A 17041-nucleotide genomic window follows, 5' to 3' on the forward strand; every position below is an offset into this window, starting at 1 on the left:
ATGTTTGCCGGAAAACTAAAAAACGCCTTGACTGGCGTTTTTTAGTTTCGTCTATTTAGAAAAAAGTCGGTCTACAACACGCTCGGTAGCTTTTCCATCTTCTAAGCCGCAATATTTTTCATAAAATGCTTCGTACCGTTCGCCATAGCGCTGTTGAATCTGATCAATATTACGGACCGCATCGATGATGTCATCCGTCGTTCGCAGAAAAGGCCCCGGCGCTTCCTCTTCAAAATTCATATAGAATCCGCGCAGCTGATCTCGATACAACTCGAAGTCATACGTGTAAAACAACATCGGCCGCTTCAAATTGGCAAAGTCAAACATAACGGAAGAATAATCGGTCATTAAAATATCCGTAATTAAATAAAGCTCTTGAATATCCGGGTATTTCGAGACATTGTAAACAAAATCTCGAACTTCTTCCGGGATATGGATCTTGCCACTAACGACAACATGCATCCGCAAGAGAAGAATATATTCTTCCCCCAGTTTCTCTTTCAGCAGTTCAAAATCAAACGGGATATCAAATACAAATTTGTTCTTCTCCTTTTGATTGTCACGAAAAGTAGGTGCATAAAGGATAACTTTTTTATTTTCAGGCAATCCAAGGCGCTCTTTAACTATTTCAGCCATCTTCTCTTTTTCCGGTTTATAAAAAATATCGTTTCGCGGATAGCCTACCTCAAGTATATTCCCGGTATATCGAAAGGCACTTTTGAATGCATTTGTTGCATATTCGCTGGGTGAAATTAAATAGTCCCATCTTTGGCTCGCTTTATATATCCGTTCTACATAATCTTCGCTTCGTCCATGGACCTGTTTAATATCAAACGCCATTTTTTTCAATGGTGTTCCATGCCAAGTTTGAATATAAATTGTCTCTTTTCTTTTCTTCAGATGAGTAGGGAAATTTTGGTTATTAACCCAATATTTAGCTTTAGCTAAGTAATAATAATATTTTGGGCTTAACCGTGCCACACGTATCGTATGGTCATCATGAAAACGATGTTTTTTATTATAAAACCAGACTTTATTAAATTTCAAGCCACGCTTAATGATTTCCTCATAAATCATCTTTGGACTATCCGCATATTGTTTACCGACTCCACTTTCGAAAACAATTAACTTATTATCAACTGGTAAGACACGTCGCATGATATTGTATAAGAAATGCATAGTTGGAAAATAGTAGTGACTTTTTCGGAACCGTTTATAAAATGCTCTAACAAGTTCATCTTCGGATATCTTTTTAAGAATAGACTTCCTCGTTTTAAATTTGTCAACTGCCTCATAAATACGTTTACTTGCATTAAGATCCGTGTATTTTAAAAACTTAGAAGCTCTCACTTGATTTTCCGGTTTCATTAAAAAGTCATTTTTAGCATATTCTTCAATATGTTGAAGAATTTCGTTAACATCATACACAATATCCCCCGGTAGATCGTTATCTAAATCAAGATGTGACCCTCGTTTTCCTATAAATCGTTTCCTATCAAACTGGTAATAAAGAATAGGACGATGCAAGAAACTAAAGTCAAAGCCAACACTTGAATAATCAGTGAGCATCATTGCACTTTCTTTCATTAAGTATTGAACATCAACTTCCCCCTGACTTATTACTCTAACGGGCGCGTCTTTGAAAAAATGTGTGAATTTTTGCATGTTAGGGTGTAAACAAAGGATAATTTCAAATTGATATTTATTCGCGAGATCATGTAGACTCGGATGATAAACTAATTCGCGATAACGGTCAAAGTACTCACTTTCTAAAAACGCATCATCCGTAACTAGCCACTCACGCCAAGTAGGAATAATTAAAAGTTGCCTTTTTTTATCAACATCTTTTTTCAGTAAACTGTCAAAACGTGATAAACCAGTAACCGCGACTTCGTAAGAATCGTATCCAAAATCGTTAACAATCATTCGTTTTTCAAAATCAGAGCTTACGATAAACAAATCGGTAGAAAAGCTGGGAGAGCTCTTTCCATAAAAGTGAACCGTGTTTTTCGTGCCCATTACACCATGTTGCAAAAATATTTTTTTAGCTTTAACAGCTTTCTTAAATTCATTTGTACGTAATGGATAAAGATAATCGGGATGATGAGATCCAATTATACGGGTTGCCATCAACGTATGCCAAATGTGCTCCTTTGACTTAAAATAAAGGATATTCCCTAAATCTTTGATATTTCTTAATTCTGTAGAGTTCTCCTCAATAACATAAAACACATTACGTTTTGGATGATTTTGCCTCATATATTTAAAAAAATGATAACCTGTATCTTGTGCTTTATATGGACGTTCACCAACAACCCAAATTTCACGTTTTCGATAAAATAGGCGGAGCAACCAGGCCCAGCGCATCATTTTTTTCAGATAAAGAAATACATCCCTTTCAAATTCATCTACTTGAAGTGATAATTTAAACGCCTTAATTGTAAAATATGGCGTAATACCATACATTTTATTTTTGCCCTTTGCATAACCACCTTTTGCAAAGTAGCGGGCCTTAAAACGCGGGTTCCCTAATCGTATTAATGTTTTATCTTGTTGATCATGCAAATTTAGTTCTAGATATAAATCATAAATATCTTGTAGTAACGAATGTTCTATAACCGTATTTGTTAAATCAATATCAATATGATAAACATATCGATTTAGTCCATATTTTTCTTCAACATCTTTCTCGAGTAATTGTATTGAAATAGGAACCCTCGCCTCAATATTAGTATCTCGACCTTGTAAAAACAAATAACTCGATTTAATTATTTTTGAATGCTTTGTAAATATTCTCCCACTAATTTTCAATCTCTCGCCTTTTGTTTTTAACCGATCAATTGTTGCTTTTATATTTGGTTTTAATTCTTGGTTAACAGCAAAGGCTAAATTCCCCTTTTTCGTTATGAAAAAGATGCACTTTTGCCCATCCACTTCAAAATAGTCGAGACCTTCGCAGTGCGTATTTTGAAACCGGCCTAATCGAATAAGATATTCAGCATCATATCCTCCATCGTCACGCAATACAAATTCCGCTTTTTCTTCGATTGAAGCAAGCCTTTTCTCGCCAATCTCTTCTTTAGGGACGCTAATCAAAAGATAAATGTCATAAAAATCCCCTTCACTATTATCAAACAGGCTTTTGTTATCTGTTAAATGAATATTGAACTCAAACTGCGAAGAAGGAGTGATTTCCTCTATTTTGTATTTTTTTTCGTTCGATCGCGAGACAAACCATAACTCTTTCGCTTTATAAGCTTCCTTAGCGAATGCCCCCTTTATGGTTAGATGAGATCCGTTTTGTGTGATGGCAATATTTCGCTTCAGTTTAATTATTTTTTTACGAAACCATTTTCGCTTTAATTTTTGAATCAGGCTCATTCACTTTCTCCTCCCTAATGCTACCAACTTAGTCTATAATAACTTTTAAATTTTTTCTACTGGTTATTTTCGTATATTTATAACTAAAAAATAAGGACAGTCGCAAAAGTATTGCAACCGCCCTGATGGTAGTTATTCATATTATTTATTTAGAAAAACACGTTCAACGACTTTTTGGGAAGAATGTCCGGTTTCAAGATAACAAAACTTGTCGTAAAACTCATCCAATATTTCTGAAGGCTTGAAATCGTTCGCTTCAATTTCACGAATCGACCGGATGACTTCAGGCGTCGTTTTCACAAGCGGTCCGGGAGCGTACTGTTCAAAGTCAAAATAAAAGCCTCTTAGCTTGTCGCGGTATGTTTCAATGTCATAGACATAAAAGATCATTGGCCGCTTCAAATTCGCATAATCAAAAAATACAGAAGAATAGTCCGTTATCAACAAATCAGCAATTAAATAAAGCTCGCGAATGTCTTTATGGCTTGAAAAATCATAGGCAAATCCTTCAAAAGGCGCCAGGTCAAAGTTTTCAGCAACGAGATAATGCATTCTTAAAATGAGCACATAATCATCGCCAAGCTTCTCTCGCAATAAATTTAAATCTAAATCAAGATCAAATTTGTACCGGCCTTTGCCGTAAAACTGGTCATCCCGCCATGTAGGCGCATATAAGATGATTTTTTTATCCAGAGGAACACCAAGGCTCTCTTTCAATTTGCGGACAGAATCCGGGTTATTCTCCAAATGCAAGAAGTCATTTCTCGGATAGCCCGATTCAATCATTTCTTTTTCAAATTGGAACGCTCGTTTGAAAATTTCGGTTGAATACGCGTTTGGAGAAATTAAATAATCCCATCTCCGCGCTTCGCGGATAAAATTTCGCTTATATTTTTTCGTATTCGTTCCTGGCATATGAACTTCATCCATATCGGCAGCCAGTCTCTTTAAAGGGGTGCCGTGCCATGTTTGTAAATAAATAGTATGAGCCGGTTTTGGAATCCATAACGGCAAGCGGCTATTGACCACCCAGTATCGTGCCCGTGCCATTAAAAACAGCCATCGAATGGAGAAACGTCTAACGCAAGGAATACTGTCATCCCCGCGGCTTTCGTATGTTTTCCGGTTAAAGCTCCATACCATTTTATACTCTGGATGATTTTCACATAAGTATTCGTAAATAGCCCGGGGATTGTCGCTATATTGTTTTCCGGCAAAGCTTTCGAACATAATTAAGTTTTTCTTCGCCGGCAGAAATCCGACAAATTTGAATACGAGTAAATACGCCGCTTTCGTTAATTTATGGCGTTTTACTTTGCCGCCAAGCTTTTTCGCGCGGGAGATCAGCTCTCTTTTCAAACTATATTCAGCAATGCGAAGTGAAACATTTCTGCTTTTTTTCCGGGCTTTCAGGCTGAATTTTTTCTTGCCGTTTTTCGATTTCAAAATAATGGATTGACCCGGATTTCCTTTATGGCGAATCCACTTTAATGGGGACGCTAAAGGAACTTCACCTTCAATTACGTCATTATCTTGTAATTCCATCCAAAGCTTTAAAGATCGATCCTCCGGTACGGATCCGAATGGACCAAGTTCAACTTCAACTTCAAACCCCGCGGAGTCGTAATTTCTTCCTTTCTTTCCGTAACGTTCGGTTAAGTCATTTCGTTTAACCGTTCGGGCTTCAAAACGATATTCATTCCCGTCTTTATGCTTTAATACAAGCGTCTTCTTCCGATTTTCTTCTGTTGACGTTACATCAGTATGAATCACATAGCCCGTTAACGATAATTTTCCACTTTTGCTTAGCGACATCTCTTCGATTTTAGCGATGACACCCGGTTCACGGGCCTTAATTGAGACATTCCCTTTATTTGTCGTATAAGGAATGATCACATTTTCGATGGCTGGATTCGTGTAATACAGCAATTCGAGATATGGTTCGTTGCTTTTTAAACGATATCTTTTAATAACTGGCCCGCGTTCATTATCTTCGGAAGCATCCGCTTCATCCAAATCCGTTTCATTTTCCGCCTCATCGTCCTCTGCAGGATCATCTTCACCTAACGTTGTTTCTTCTTCTTCCGTCTCTTCGTCCGTTTGCTCCACTTCTAAAACGATATAAGCGTCCCAAACGCCGCCTTCCGCTAGTTGTTCAGCGTATTCTGCCAGAGGAATAACCGCTTCTAAACGGCGGAACTCATCGATCTCTTCTATTTGATGCAATGGAAATGAAAGCTCTTGAGCTGACTGGCGGTTAATGAAAAGAATCGACTTATTTACTGCATTTTCATAAGCTTCATTATGTTTAAAATGAATTTGCAAACGATACTGATCGTTTGCAAACGTTAGTGAATGAAGGGTACGATTTCGAATCGTAGTGTTTCTGACATCCATTTCTGCAATTACTCTCCTTCAATAGAAAACTCGGCTATAGCCGAGTGTAATGAACTAATCTTTTATCCGTTTTGCACAGAAAATAAATCTTCTTTAATTTTTGAAGTAGAAATACCGATCGTTCTTGGCAAATAAACAACTTCGCAATATTCTTTCAAAAAGTCAAATTTCCCTTTCCAATCATCGCCCATGACAAATACATCAACGTCATGCTCGATCACGTCGCGCACCTTTTGATCCCAGGAATTTTCCGGAATGACTTCATCCACATAACGAATGGATTCTAAAATAAGCTTTCGGTTTTCAAAGCTGTGATACGCTTTTTTATCTTTGATCGCATTAAATTCATCGGTAGAAATCGCAACAATGAGATAGTCCCCTAATGCCTTTGCGCGTTTTAAAAGATTAATGTGTCCCCAATGAAGTAAATCAAATGTACCGTATGTTATCACTTTCTTCATTTACAAATCTCTCCTAACCATTTCCAATAATAATTTTTTTAACCGAATCTTGTTGTCCTCAACTGGATTTGGTCTTAAATTTTTCGTTCACTGTATCTCTATCTATCATAAAAGCAATGGATCATCCCATAAAAAAAATTCAACCTTCATTATAAGTCGAAAGTCCCAGGATTTCAATTATTATCGAAAAATGCCTGTCTAAAATAATCCTTTCGTTTATTATATCCTGTCTCTGTCTGTACGAAATGAATGGATTTAATTCCCAAAGTATTCTACGCTATGTTATCCCCTATTTTAAGGTGCCTCAAACCATTTTTATGCTTATTAAAAAAACTGGCCAAACGTGACCAGTTTTTTTTCCTCAATGTACATACTATAGTTAATTGAATTGGACAGTTAACTTGTATGCATACGGCGAAGCTTTTCCATTCGATCTTTTACCTCCGCATAATACGTTCCTTTTTTTATTAAAATAGAGCACTTCCGCATTTTATGGTTGCGTTTTTTATCTTCTGCTACACCTAAAATGCCAAAGTAATCTTCAAAAGTTCGCGTTGATTTCTCACTTTGCCTTTTCCCTAAATAAATGCCGTATACACCCGATTCTTTCACCTTTACATAAAATTTAAAACTCAGCCGGTTTATCGATATAAAACATATCAACAATCTTCGAACGGGCAATCTTCCATTTGCCTTCTTGCTTTTTAAGTGTATGCAGCCTTGTTATCACTTGATTTTCAAACTCCGGTCCATTCAACTTGAATCTGCTTTCATTAAGCTTTACCTGGACAACATTCGGATGGATATAGACAAATTCAATATCATTCACCTGGTAAACAAAGTCGAATGTTTTAAAGGTCTTTTCCGTTCGCACCATTTTCTTATGGTAATCACTGTTTTTGGAAAATCCGTCATTATAAATCGTAGACATATAGCCTTCAAGGTCTTCTGATTGATAGCTTTCCGTATTTTTTCGGATCACATCGATGACGTCCTGCAAAATTTTTTCTTTATCCCGTTTTTCTTTGCGTTCGGCTAAAGCTTTTTGATGGGATTCGCTATCAGCTAAAACTTCCATTGTCAGCTGATGTTCCATTTTTGTTGTCTGTCTGTCCAGATAGGAAAAAAGGCTAACGACAAGGGTGATGATGATGCCATTTAAGAGAAATGCTAAGGTGGAAATTCCGATTCCGCCCCAACTAGTTCCGCCTATTTCTTTCATGGCTTTTGTGATAGCAGAAGAAGATGCTTCGATCTTTTTTATCTTTTTGATTGTTCTTCTGACATGGAAGTGATAGAGGCGATTGCCCATGAATCCCATGAATGAATGCATGATGAATCCAATGATCAAGTAGGCTATAAAAAGGTTCATTCGATTGAAAGCCAATATTAGTTCAATTATAACGAGCAAAGCGAAAAAAGCGGCAAAAGGCACATACATTTTTCGATACGACAGCCAGATCAAACCTCCGAAAAACGCACTCCAGTTCCATGTTTGGCCCACCGTTTCTTTTGACCATTGCTGTAAATAATAGTCTTTTTTCTTTTCGCCAACTACCATTCCCAGTTCATCAATTATGTTTCCGGGGACTTGCGCCAGATTCGCTTCTTGTTCTTTTGGAGCAGGATGCTCCTGAATCATTTCTAAAAGAGGACTCATTTTTGTGATGGGATGGCCGCAGTTATAACAAAATGAAGCTTTTTCCGAGACTTTTGCCCCGCATTCATGAATAATCAAGCGATCCCCCCGTTTCACTACACAGTATGTTGCAGTTTTCTTATACCCATTTATTTTACCATATGAAACGCCTGAAACAGCTTCATGGGAACCGTAATGATTCAAAGATTCACGAATTTTCCCTTTTCTGTTTTTTATGATCAAGAATATTCGATTATAATAAATATAAGGGGGGATTCCTAATGTATATTTCTCTAATTATTGTCGCTGCGCTTGTTTGCGTGATTGCATTAGTTGCGACGCTTTATGTCGGAAAGCGCGTGGATGAAACGATTCAAGCACATGAAAATACGGAAGGGAACGCTGCCGAAGAAGAACTGGCGCGCTCTCGCGATTACGAAACAAGCTCTTTCAAAAACGTCCGCAACCTGACGTGGATTTATGTCATTACATTTCTAGTTGTGATCATTATTTTCGGTATTGTTATGTATGTTTCTTAAAAGGTTGGATGGCCCTGCCCGTTTAAAGCAGGGCCATCCAACCCTATATTACTTGACGTTAAAATCAAAATCGCCGGAGCTTATATCCACTTTGAGAGCATATTTACCTGATCCTAATTTGCCGTGGATGCTGTTGTCCGATTTCGTCTGATAGTTCATCGGCAAATTGACATTTCCGGTGCCAGAACTGCTGTCAAAATCTAAAGCGAGGGAGGATGGCGCTTTGTTGACGTTAACCGTTACATCACCACTTGATCCATCAATGGCGATATTTTGTTTGATCGTATCCAATGAAAGTTCGGTATTCCCTGAATCAGCATGAACCGCAATGTCCCCCTCTAGATGCTCTCCCGTTATATCACCGGAAGAGACCCCGAGCTTAATCTTTTTGCCGGATACTTGAGCGATGTGAATATCACCGGAAGAAGTTTCGACTTGCACTTGTTCGGCCTTTACTCCTCTTACGCTCGCGTCGCCGCTTGAGATATCGACCATTATTTTTTTGTACACTTTTTCAGGAACCGATATTGTGAGTGTTGTACTCGAATACCGTATGCCGAAGCCGATACGGGAATCAAGGCTGATTAGCAGTTGGCTTCCTTCTTGCTTCACGCTAAATTTCATTGCTCTAAGCCCTGCTTTATTCCCTTTCCCCATCAGGTGAACATCAATTGCGTCTTTTTTTGCTGGTACAATTTTAACATCACTAGACCCTGCCGAAACATTAACGGAATCGATTCCACCTGCGGAAACCGATTTCCTTTTATCGATTGATACGGTCTTTCCGTAAAGAAATGAAAATGAAAAATCCTGTTTGGCAACTGCGGTTGAAACAAGCCCCACGATTCCAGCTAAAAAAACGATCGCGGATATCAACATCCATTTTCTCATTAACTTCGCTCTCCTTTCACGATCCGAACATTAAATCTTGCATAGTTCAAAATCATTCGATAAAGAAATTTCCCGATGTAAATCATCACGATGCACATAAACACTCCGAAGCCAGTCAAAGCCATTGCCATAAAGAGTCGTTCCATAAAACTTATATCTTCCAAAAAGACCGGGGATAATACACCGATTCCGCTTGTTGCTATCGCAAAAGATGCGATACATAATACGGCATAAACGACTAAAATAACAATAATCGGCATGAGAAGAAAGACAATGTTAAAGAAGCTTAAACTGACGATAGCGAGCAGTGCCTTCATCATGTTATGCATGGATTTATCAGACTGAGCTTGCGAAAGATGATACTGGGCGAGTATCTCACGGGCAAGCGTTTTCGGAGAACCGAGCTCATTAGCAATTTCATGCTCCGTTTTGCCCTCGGCCATCCCCATTTCAAAATGTTCCTCATAATCATAGATGATTTCTTTTCTTTCGCCTTCGGGCAACTTTTTAATAAAGTTTCCTAATTCGCTTATAAATTGTTTCTTTGTCATTAGACGGCCGCCTCCTTGATGAGCATATTCACTCCTTCTGAAAACTTTAGCCACTCCACAATAAGTTCTTCCATGTACGCTTTTCCTTTACTCGTAATCCTGTAATACTTTCGCGGTGGCCCTTCAGTTGATTCCCGTAAATAGGTGGTAACCAGCTCTTCTTTCGTTAACCGGCGTAATAATGGATAAAGGCTCCCGTCTGCCACCTCGATGCGCTTTGAAATATTTTGAGCCAGTTCGTATCCATATTGATCCTTTTGGTTTACTAATACGAGCACACAAAGCTCCAGAACCCCTTTCTTAAACTGAACATTCATACATTCACCGCCTTTTAGTAATCCTATCGACTAATGAAAATTTATCATTCAGTACTGATCATAGTTCAATACCGGGCGAAAATGACCAACAAACTCCACGCCAACTATAATTTACCATATAGTATTGAACTTTGCAAGATAGTGATCAGTAATTTATTGTGATTTTTCAAGACCTGAGTTCTCTATTTTGTTTTCTTCCTCTTTGACCTATTATAATGATAGCAGAGGTTATAGGTTTTAATAATCAAGGAGGGGTTCCATGTGCTTAACATTGAAGTCAGAAGGCCGCGAATCGAAGATCGAGATGAGCTCCATCAATTTTTTCGCACAGTCGTAACGGATACATTCAGAAAAGAAGGATTATCGGCGCTTGTTGCTGATATCGAAAATGAAATTGAAAGCAAGAAGCAATACTTACAATATGACCTGGACAGCAATGGGAAAGAGCGGTATTTTTTGATTGCCTGCGATAAAAATGATAATAAAATAATAGGTTCTATTGAACATGGCCCGGCGAGCAGCCTGATGATCAATTGCACCAATGGGCGATTAAAAGGGGTGCCTGAGATCGGGACAGTATTTGTGCTTCCGGATTTTCAGAGGCGCGGCATAGGAAGCCTTCTGTTGAATGTCATGTTTTTAACGCTCTTGAATCGTGGGATTAACGAATTTTGTTTAGACAGCGGCTATAAAACGGCACAGAAAATATGGAAGAAGAAATTTGGAGCCCCGGACTATTTGCTAAAAAATTATTGGGGCGAGGGACAAGATCATATGATTTGGAAAAGGCGGACGGCAGATATGCAGATCATATTTTAGTTTCGGTTTGGTTTCTTCCATCTTCTATTCTTGCGCTATTCTATCATTTCAGAGGCAAACTTTTCGGATTTACTAATCTTCAAGCTGAAAAAGATTCATCAGTCGCCTCCGATTTTTTCTGAATATGCTTTATCTTTAGTCTACATGAAAATCTCTCATTAATGCTATTTGCACTATTCATTTTACTTATGAATCATCACAACGAAAGAAGTCATTCTATTTTTAGAAAAAGAAAACGTCACGAATCTTGTCATCGGGCGGGTTTCCGAGATCGAGAAAAACACAAAGAAGGGCCAAAAGAAAAAGTCGAAAACAACAAAAATAAGAAGGCAACAGCTTTCCCTTTGGAACCGGGGAAAGATCAAACAAAAACTAACGTATAAAGCTCAGCTGAAAGGAATCAAAGTGGAAGAAACGGAAGAAAGCTATACGTCCCAAACCTGTCCGTTCTGTCATGGAAGACATAAAATCAATGGACGTCCATTCAAATGTTCTGTTCGCCAAACAGAAATCCATCGGGACGTAAACGGTGCCCAGAATATCGCACGGAAGAAGTACCCGATGGAAGTAAGCCACCTCCTTGAAGTCATATTTAAACAACCGGTCTGGTATAAGCGATATGTGAACGGGAATCCCTGTTTTTTTAATAAGACAAGGTCAGGATCGATCAGAGTTTAAAAGTATGGCCAGAACGATGGCGTAGTAGGCACCGACCTTGCCCGCAGGAAGTTGTGTTCCGACCTCTTGTGTTGCTCACCCAAGTTCGACCGCTGCTTCTTCTCTGGAAGAAAGTAAGTTGGATGTTTGTGAGAAAGCAACCACGGTTAGAATCCCACTACTGTCTATGGCAGTAGCTTGCGGCTTTAGCCGTGGGAGTAGGTCACCCCTGGAGAAAATAATCCTACGATTGAAGTCGCAGGCTCAGCAGTTATAACCATTGAAGGCATGATTACGATCTAAAAGAACTCGGATGGCCCGAGTTCTTTTTTACATTGTTGAGCTTCTTCTACTGTACCAGTTCCAAACAGCCTCTAGCTGTGATGCCTCAAATAGGCGGATCCCGCTGACTGATTTCCCCATAACGGCAATCGATAAGGAGAGCAGCCCTTTTCGCCTTATTGGAGCTGTCGCTGACAATGTCATCGATTGAATGTGCGGACGGCGAACATAATACGTTTTTCTTGCCAAATCTCTCGTCTGAATAGCCAGCTGTTCATTTGACAGCATCACACCCTGCGTGCGGTAAATGAACAGGAACCATACCGTATCAAGCGGAATAAGAACGAGCGAAAGAATAGCGTGCTTGCCGAAAACCAAGAGCAATAGGCCGGAGACGAGGCACACAGCTAGCAATTGCCAGCGAATGAAATAGAAGGCTCCACGCCCCGGGGCCCGATCGGAAATCTTGCTTTCATGATACTGCGGAAGAAACTGCTCGAACAACTGCGCAAGCTCAGCTTTCTTTACAAACGGATGCAAAATCACATTTTCTTTTTTATCGGATTGAATGACATAGACTTCGACCTCTGCGTACCCGAGCCATTGCCGGAGCCATCCTTCTTTTACGCAAATCGCCTGTACACGGTGAATGTGAAACGCCGTCTGCTTTTTGTTTAAGAGGCCGTATGAAATAGAAATTTGCGAGCCGTTTTTCTCCACTGTATACCCGCCGAACTTGACAATATAAAACAAAATGGATAAGACCCATGCAAGCAAGCTACCCGCAATAATCGCGAGGATAATAGCAGTAAATCCTGACAGATGATGGATGATCCATGAAGTCATTGACTTATAGACATCCTCTGGAAGAACATCGTCGGCAAAGGATAACATACCGGCAACGGCAGTAATGACGATCCCAAGGTGGGTGGTCGTGCATGCCGCAATCAATAGGTCCTTTGTTCCGAGGCTAATCCTGGCTCCTGCCCGATGGTTTTCTGTTTGTTCTGGCAGAATCTTAATTTCAGCAGTACCGTCCTCTTCAGAAGCAGAAGAAGGACTTCCTTTTTCTTTTCGAAGAGCCGCTTGCAGCTCCTCTGCCTCCTTACGGGTAATGGCTGGTATGACGCCATCCGCTTCATTCCCTCCCCCAGGTGTCTCCAATTTCACCTTCACAACCCGGAACAGACGCTGGATAAGCGGTTCCTCAATAGAGACAGTGTGAATTCGCCGAAAGCTTATATATTTTTCATCACGAAAGAAAACCCCTTTTTTGATCACGATTTGTTCAGCTTCTATCGTATACGAATAGCGCAGCCAGCCGACCAATCCGAAACATACGTTGACGCCAATCAAGAAAGGCGCTGCATACGTCCACAGCCATGGGTGCTTATTCCCTTGAACGACCAGCACGATAAGGGCAGGAAACCATCCTTTAATCGCTTGAATGACAAAAAGAAGAATATAGGCTGGATGCAATCGCTTCGGCTCATTCATCATCATCATCCTTTACCCTTGCAAGTATAGCGATTTGGCTCTGGAGTCTTCTTGCATCCTCCGATTTCAGGCCGCTTATTTTATGGCGTGATGCAGCGGTGACAACAGTAACCGCAGCCAGCCCATACTTTCTCATAAACGGTCCGCTTTCCATTTCGACATGCTGAACACGAATCATCGGAACGAGCACATTATGGATAAAAAAGATGCCTGATTGAATTTCGATTTCCTGCTCGAATACTTCATAGGCAAACCGCCGGTAGCTTAATGTCGGTATAAGCCAGGTGAAAAGTATGAACAACATACAAAACACGGCAAGCGCGATCCAGCCCGGTATGTACGTAAAGCCAAAAATTTTCGCAATCAATAAATAAAGCAATGATAGAATGATTCCCGTCCCATTAAAAATGGCTCCGGAAATGCGGGATAGCTTCACCGCATCCGGATGCCTTCGATTTGCCAGATTTCGAACCATAGCTTTCCCCTTTCCAATGTTTCTAAAAAAAGGATACCATAACATCCAAAAGAAATCTGGGCTTTATTTTATCATTTGGGAAATTTTTTTAAAAGGCGTCGAGTTTAAGTCCGTGCGCAATAATCAGCTCCGCCTCGGTCGATTGCTGAATGTCTTCGACCGTATAACCTTTTGCGACTTCGACTAGAATTAGCCCCCGGGGAGTGACATCGATGACGGCGCGGTCCGTAATAATCCGGTCCACGACATTTTCTCCTGTGAGCGGAAGGGAGCATTTTTTCAAAATTTTCGGCTCTCCTTTATTGTTCACATGTTCCATAATGACGATAATTTTTTTCGCGCCGTGGACAAGATCCATCGCTCCGCCCATGCCTTTTATCATTTTGCCGGGAATCATCCAATTGGCCAAATCCCCGGTTTCGGACACTTCCATTCCGCCTAAAATCGCTACATCGATGTGACCACCGCGAATCATCGCAAACGATTCAGCACTGTTAAAATAGGCCGCCCCTTCAATCGCTGTGATCGTTTCTTTTCCTGCATTAATAAGATCAGGATCGACTTCGTTTTCCAACGGATAAGGGCCAATGCCGAGCAAACCGTTTTCGGATTGAAGGACGACCTCTTTGTCGCTATCGATATAATTGGCGACAAGTGTCGGCATCCCAATACCGAGGTTCACATAGTTTCCATCTTCGATCTCTTTTTCTGCGCGTCTGGCGATTTTTTCTCTTATTCCTGCTTTTTCATTGATTTTTACCGACATAACGATCACCCCGTTTTCCTTGTTGTTAGCCGTTCGATTCTCTTCTCTAGCTTTCCGATGGCAAGCCGCTGCACATAAATGCCGGGGGTGTGAATTTCATTCGGATGCAGTTCGCCTATTTTTTCCACTTCGGCAATCGTGATGTTCCCGGCCGCCGCCATCATCGGATTAAAATTTTGTGCCGTTTTATTGTAAGTTAAATTGCCCATCCGGTCTGCTTTTGCGGCGCATACTAAACTAAAATCAGCTGTAAGCGCTTCCTCGAGCACATATTTTTTTCTGCGGAACGTCCGAACTTCTTTTCCTTCTGCTAACATTGTCCCTACCCCGGCCGGTGTATAAAAAGCGGGGATTCCTGCTCCACCTGCGCGGATTTTTTCCGCCAGCGTCCCCTGCGGAATGAGCTCAACTTCCAGTTCCCCCGATAATGCCTGGCGCTCAAACTCTTTGTTTTCACCAACATACGAGCTAATCATCTTTTTAATTTGTTTATTTTTAAGAAGGATTCCGAGCCCCCAATCGTCCACTCCGCAGTTGTTGGAGATGATCGTCAAATCCTTGACGCCTGTTTCGGCGAGTGCCTTGATCAGGTTTTCCGGAATTCCACAAAGGCCGAATCCTCCGACCATCAATGTCGCTCCATCAGGTATATCTTGAACAGCCTCTTGAAAGGTTGAAAAAACTTGTTTCATCGTAAGTCTCCCTCCTATCTTTCTATCAAACGATTTTATTCAGGTTCAATTTCATTTCCCGTCTTTAAATCTATGACTTTTGTAGGATCGTCCGGTGTCGGGATCGTCTTGCTTTTTGGCGGCTTATGATGGTTTTCCACCCAGTTGACCATAAGATCAAACGCCTGATGGGCATACGGCAGCAATGGCTGAAGCTCCTTGTTTGGATCAGTTGACTGGTTCCAGACAAGGCTGTCGACATGGTTGCCTTTTTCAATCATATACAGCCGGTGGAGCTTCCCTTTCCCCGCTCGTTCGACCAGTTTTTCATAAGGCTTTGCATGAACGGACGGAAAGATGAGAGAATCCCATGATCCGGCGATGCTGATGAGCGGAACATTGATATCCCCTGTATTTTCGATCTTCTTTACATTGTTTTTCACGCTTTTTGGCCTTGACCAATAATCATAGTTTTTAAAGATAGAATCATAGGAACGGTCGCGGACACCGTTTTTGAAATTCAAATAGTTTTGCCACTGGATCCGGTTTGGCGCATTCGGGTCAAATTCATCACGATAGATGTTGAGTGTGACGAACCAATAAATCTGGTCATGGTAATTCCAGAGCCGTTCGGATCCTTTTGGAAGCCCTGCTTTATACATCGCTTCCATCGCTTTTTCTTTTTCTTCTCCCGTGCCGTAAAGCGCCGCCCCGGCGTTATTGACGACCGGAGTAAGCGAGCTGATTAAATTCGGATCATGGGCCCTCCAGAGCACTCCTTCCCAGTCAATCCCTCCGTCAAATAGCGCTGGCTGCCCTGTCTTTTCCGGCCCATCGTGCTCAAGAGCATAACGAACGACATAACCGCCGTTGGAAATACCGATTGCATAAGTGGGTACCTGGTGATCCTTCGTGATGAGCTTGCTTGCCGGGTTCTTTCTGTCATGCCGGTCAATCAACTGATCTTTATAGTTTTTCACTAAAAAGTGTTGCGCCGCCTTCGTTACCTGGCGAAAACGCTCATGCCACTCCTTGACGCTGTCGTCTTCAGACACGAGCGCATTTTTCACTTTGGCGAGCGGATCATCCGGGTCCTCTTCCCCTTGCGTTCCTTTATCGATAGCAGCAAACGCATACCCTTTCGCCAAAACAAAATCGCTGAACAGCAAGTCCGTCGATGTCTCGTTCCGTGTCGCCGGAATCCCGGAAACGACAAGCTTGCCGTTCCACTTGTCCGGCACGCGGATGACAAATTTGGCATCTTCAAATCTGCCATTTACTTGAACCCCGGTGATTTCAGCCTGATGATACATCTTGTACCAGCCAGTTCCATCGGTTGGGCTCCCCCAGTTGTATGGCGCAAGCCCGACATTTCCGTAAACGGTCGCCGCCGCATATTGCTTCGGGTTTTTCGTCGTCAGCCAGTTTCCATCTTTCCCGTTAAAGCGGGTGATCGTTACATCATCTGCCCCTCGTATATTTGCGGGTGCAGCGGCCCGCGCGGAAGTCAGATAAGAGTCTGGCGCGGCAAAAGGCATTATCAAAGCCGAAGCTGTAGCTATCGCCAACCATGTCCGTTTCATGAAATGATCCCTCCTTTTCTAAATTGATTGATATCTGCTGTATTCTGATTGATATCTTTCTTCATTTGATCGATATCCGCCCCGATTTGACTGATATCTTTAAAAATGATTGATA

At 41.0% G+C, this 17041-nt stretch carries 15 protein-coding genes; 3 read left to right on the top strand and 12 right to left on the bottom strand.

Features of this window, described 5'->3' with window-relative positions; genetic code table 11:
* Positions 1 to 51 precede the first annotated feature (51 nt).
* The 4 genes from H538_RS24705 to H538_RS0120900 form a co-directional block, all read right to left on the bottom strand.
* Positions 52 to 3381 carry a CDP-glycerol glycerophosphotransferase family protein gene (locus tag H538_RS24705; RefSeq protein ID WP_051291605.1) on the bottom strand — a complete coding sequence of 1110 codons (3330 nt, stop codon included), beginning with the start codon at positions 3379 to 3381 and terminating at the stop codon, positions 52 to 54.
* A gap of 141 nt (positions 3382 to 3522) precedes the next feature.
* The gene (locus H538_RS0120885) at positions 3523 to 5778 is read right to left on the bottom strand and encodes a CDP-glycerol glycerophosphotransferase family protein (protein ID WP_051291606.1); all 2256 of its coding nucleotides are present in this window, start codon (positions 5776 to 5778) and stop codon (positions 3523 to 3525) included.
* A gap of 62 nt (positions 5779 to 5840) precedes the next feature.
* Positions 5841 to 6239: a glycerol-3-phosphate cytidylyltransferase gene (tagD, locus tag H538_RS0120890; protein WP_026679230.1), complete on the bottom strand. Its 399-nt coding sequence runs from the start codon at positions 6237 to 6239 to the stop codon at positions 5841 to 5843.
* A 625-nt stretch (positions 6240 to 6864) separates the two neighbouring features.
* Entirely contained in the window at positions 6865 to 7977 is a 1113-nt protein-coding gene (locus H538_RS0120900; RefSeq protein ID WP_154658054.1) for a DUF2628 domain-containing protein, read from the bottom strand.
* Positions 7978 to 8159: 182 nt separating this feature from the next.
* On the opposite strand from H538_RS0120900, the gene H538_RS0120905 reads away from it, so the two are divergent.
* Entirely contained in the window at positions 8160 to 8417 is a 258-nt protein-coding gene (locus tag H538_RS0120905) for a hypothetical protein (RefSeq protein ID WP_026679233.1), read from the top strand.
* 48 nt (positions 8418 to 8465) lie between these two features.
* Here H538_RS0120905 and H538_RS0120910 read toward each other — a convergent pair whose 3' ends face one another.
* The 3 genes from H538_RS0120910 to H538_RS0120920 are packed head-to-tail and all read right to left on the bottom strand — an operon-like array spanning position 8466 to position 10176.
* Complete coding sequence (locus H538_RS0120910) at positions 8466 to 9308, bottom strand: DUF4097 family beta strand repeat-containing protein (RefSeq protein ID WP_026679234.1); 843 nt, start codon at positions 9306 to 9308, stop codon at positions 8466 to 8468.
* Complete coding sequence (locus H538_RS0120915) at positions 9308 to 9859, bottom strand: HAAS signaling domain-containing protein (RefSeq protein ID WP_026679235.1); 552 nt, start codon at positions 9857 to 9859, stop codon at positions 9308 to 9310. The genes H538_RS0120910 and H538_RS0120915 overlap by 1 nt, the downstream gene beginning before the upstream one ends.
* Positions 9859 to 10176: a PadR family transcriptional regulator gene (locus H538_RS0120920; protein ID WP_026679236.1), complete on the bottom strand. Its 318-nt coding sequence runs from the start codon at positions 10174 to 10176 to the stop codon at positions 9859 to 9861. The genes H538_RS0120915 and H538_RS0120920 overlap by 1 nt, the downstream gene beginning before the upstream one ends.
* A gap of 261 nt (positions 10177 to 10437) precedes the next feature.
* On the opposite strand from H538_RS0120920, the gene H538_RS0120925 reads away from it, so the two are divergent.
* Entirely contained in the window at positions 10438 to 10995 is a 558-nt protein-coding gene (locus H538_RS0120925) for a GNAT family N-acetyltransferase (RefSeq protein WP_026679237.1), read from the top strand.
* A 360-nt stretch (positions 10996 to 11355) separates the two neighbouring features.
* Positions 11356 to 11673, top strand: a complete 318-nt coding sequence (locus tag H538_RS26870) for a zinc ribbon domain-containing protein (protein WP_281172209.1) — start codon at positions 11356 to 11358, stop codon at positions 11671 to 11673.
* Between the two features lie 309 nt (positions 11674 to 11982).
* Here the strand turns inward: H538_RS26870 and H538_RS0120930 are convergent, their stop codons facing one another.
* From H538_RS0120930 to H538_RS0120950, 5 genes are all read right to left on the bottom strand, one after another.
* Positions 11983 to 13431, bottom strand: coding sequence for a PH domain-containing protein (locus H538_RS0120930; protein ID WP_026679238.1), 1449 nt, complete (start codon positions 13429 to 13431; stop codon positions 11983 to 11985).
* On the bottom strand, positions 13424 to 13906 hold the full coding sequence (locus H538_RS0120935) for a PH domain-containing protein (protein ID WP_026679239.1): 483 nt from the start codon (positions 13904 to 13906) through the stop codon (positions 13424 to 13426). The genes H538_RS0120930 and H538_RS0120935 overlap by 8 nt, the downstream gene beginning before the upstream one ends.
* 88 nt (positions 13907 to 13994) lie before the next feature.
* Positions 13995 to 14672, bottom strand: coding sequence for a CoA transferase subunit B (locus tag H538_RS0120940; RefSeq protein ID WP_026679240.1), 678 nt, complete (start codon positions 14670 to 14672; stop codon positions 13995 to 13997).
* Positions 14673 to 14677: 5 nt separating this feature from the next.
* Positions 14678 to 15364, bottom strand: coding sequence for a CoA transferase subunit A (locus tag H538_RS0120945; protein ID WP_026679241.1), 687 nt, complete (start codon positions 15362 to 15364; stop codon positions 14678 to 14680).
* A 35-nt stretch (positions 15365 to 15399) separates the two neighbouring features.
* Positions 15400 to 16926, bottom strand: coding sequence for a peptide chain release factor 2 (locus tag H538_RS0120950; protein WP_026679242.1), 1527 nt, complete (start codon positions 16924 to 16926; stop codon positions 15400 to 15402).
* Positions 16927 to 17041: the final 115 nt, after the last annotated feature.

Origin of the sequence: Fictibacillus gelatini DSM 15865 (assembly GCF_000430745.1) — a bacterium.
Taxonomy (GTDB): domain Bacteria; phylum Bacillota; class Bacilli; order Bacillales; family Fictibacillaceae; genus Fictibacillus_A; species Fictibacillus_A gelatini.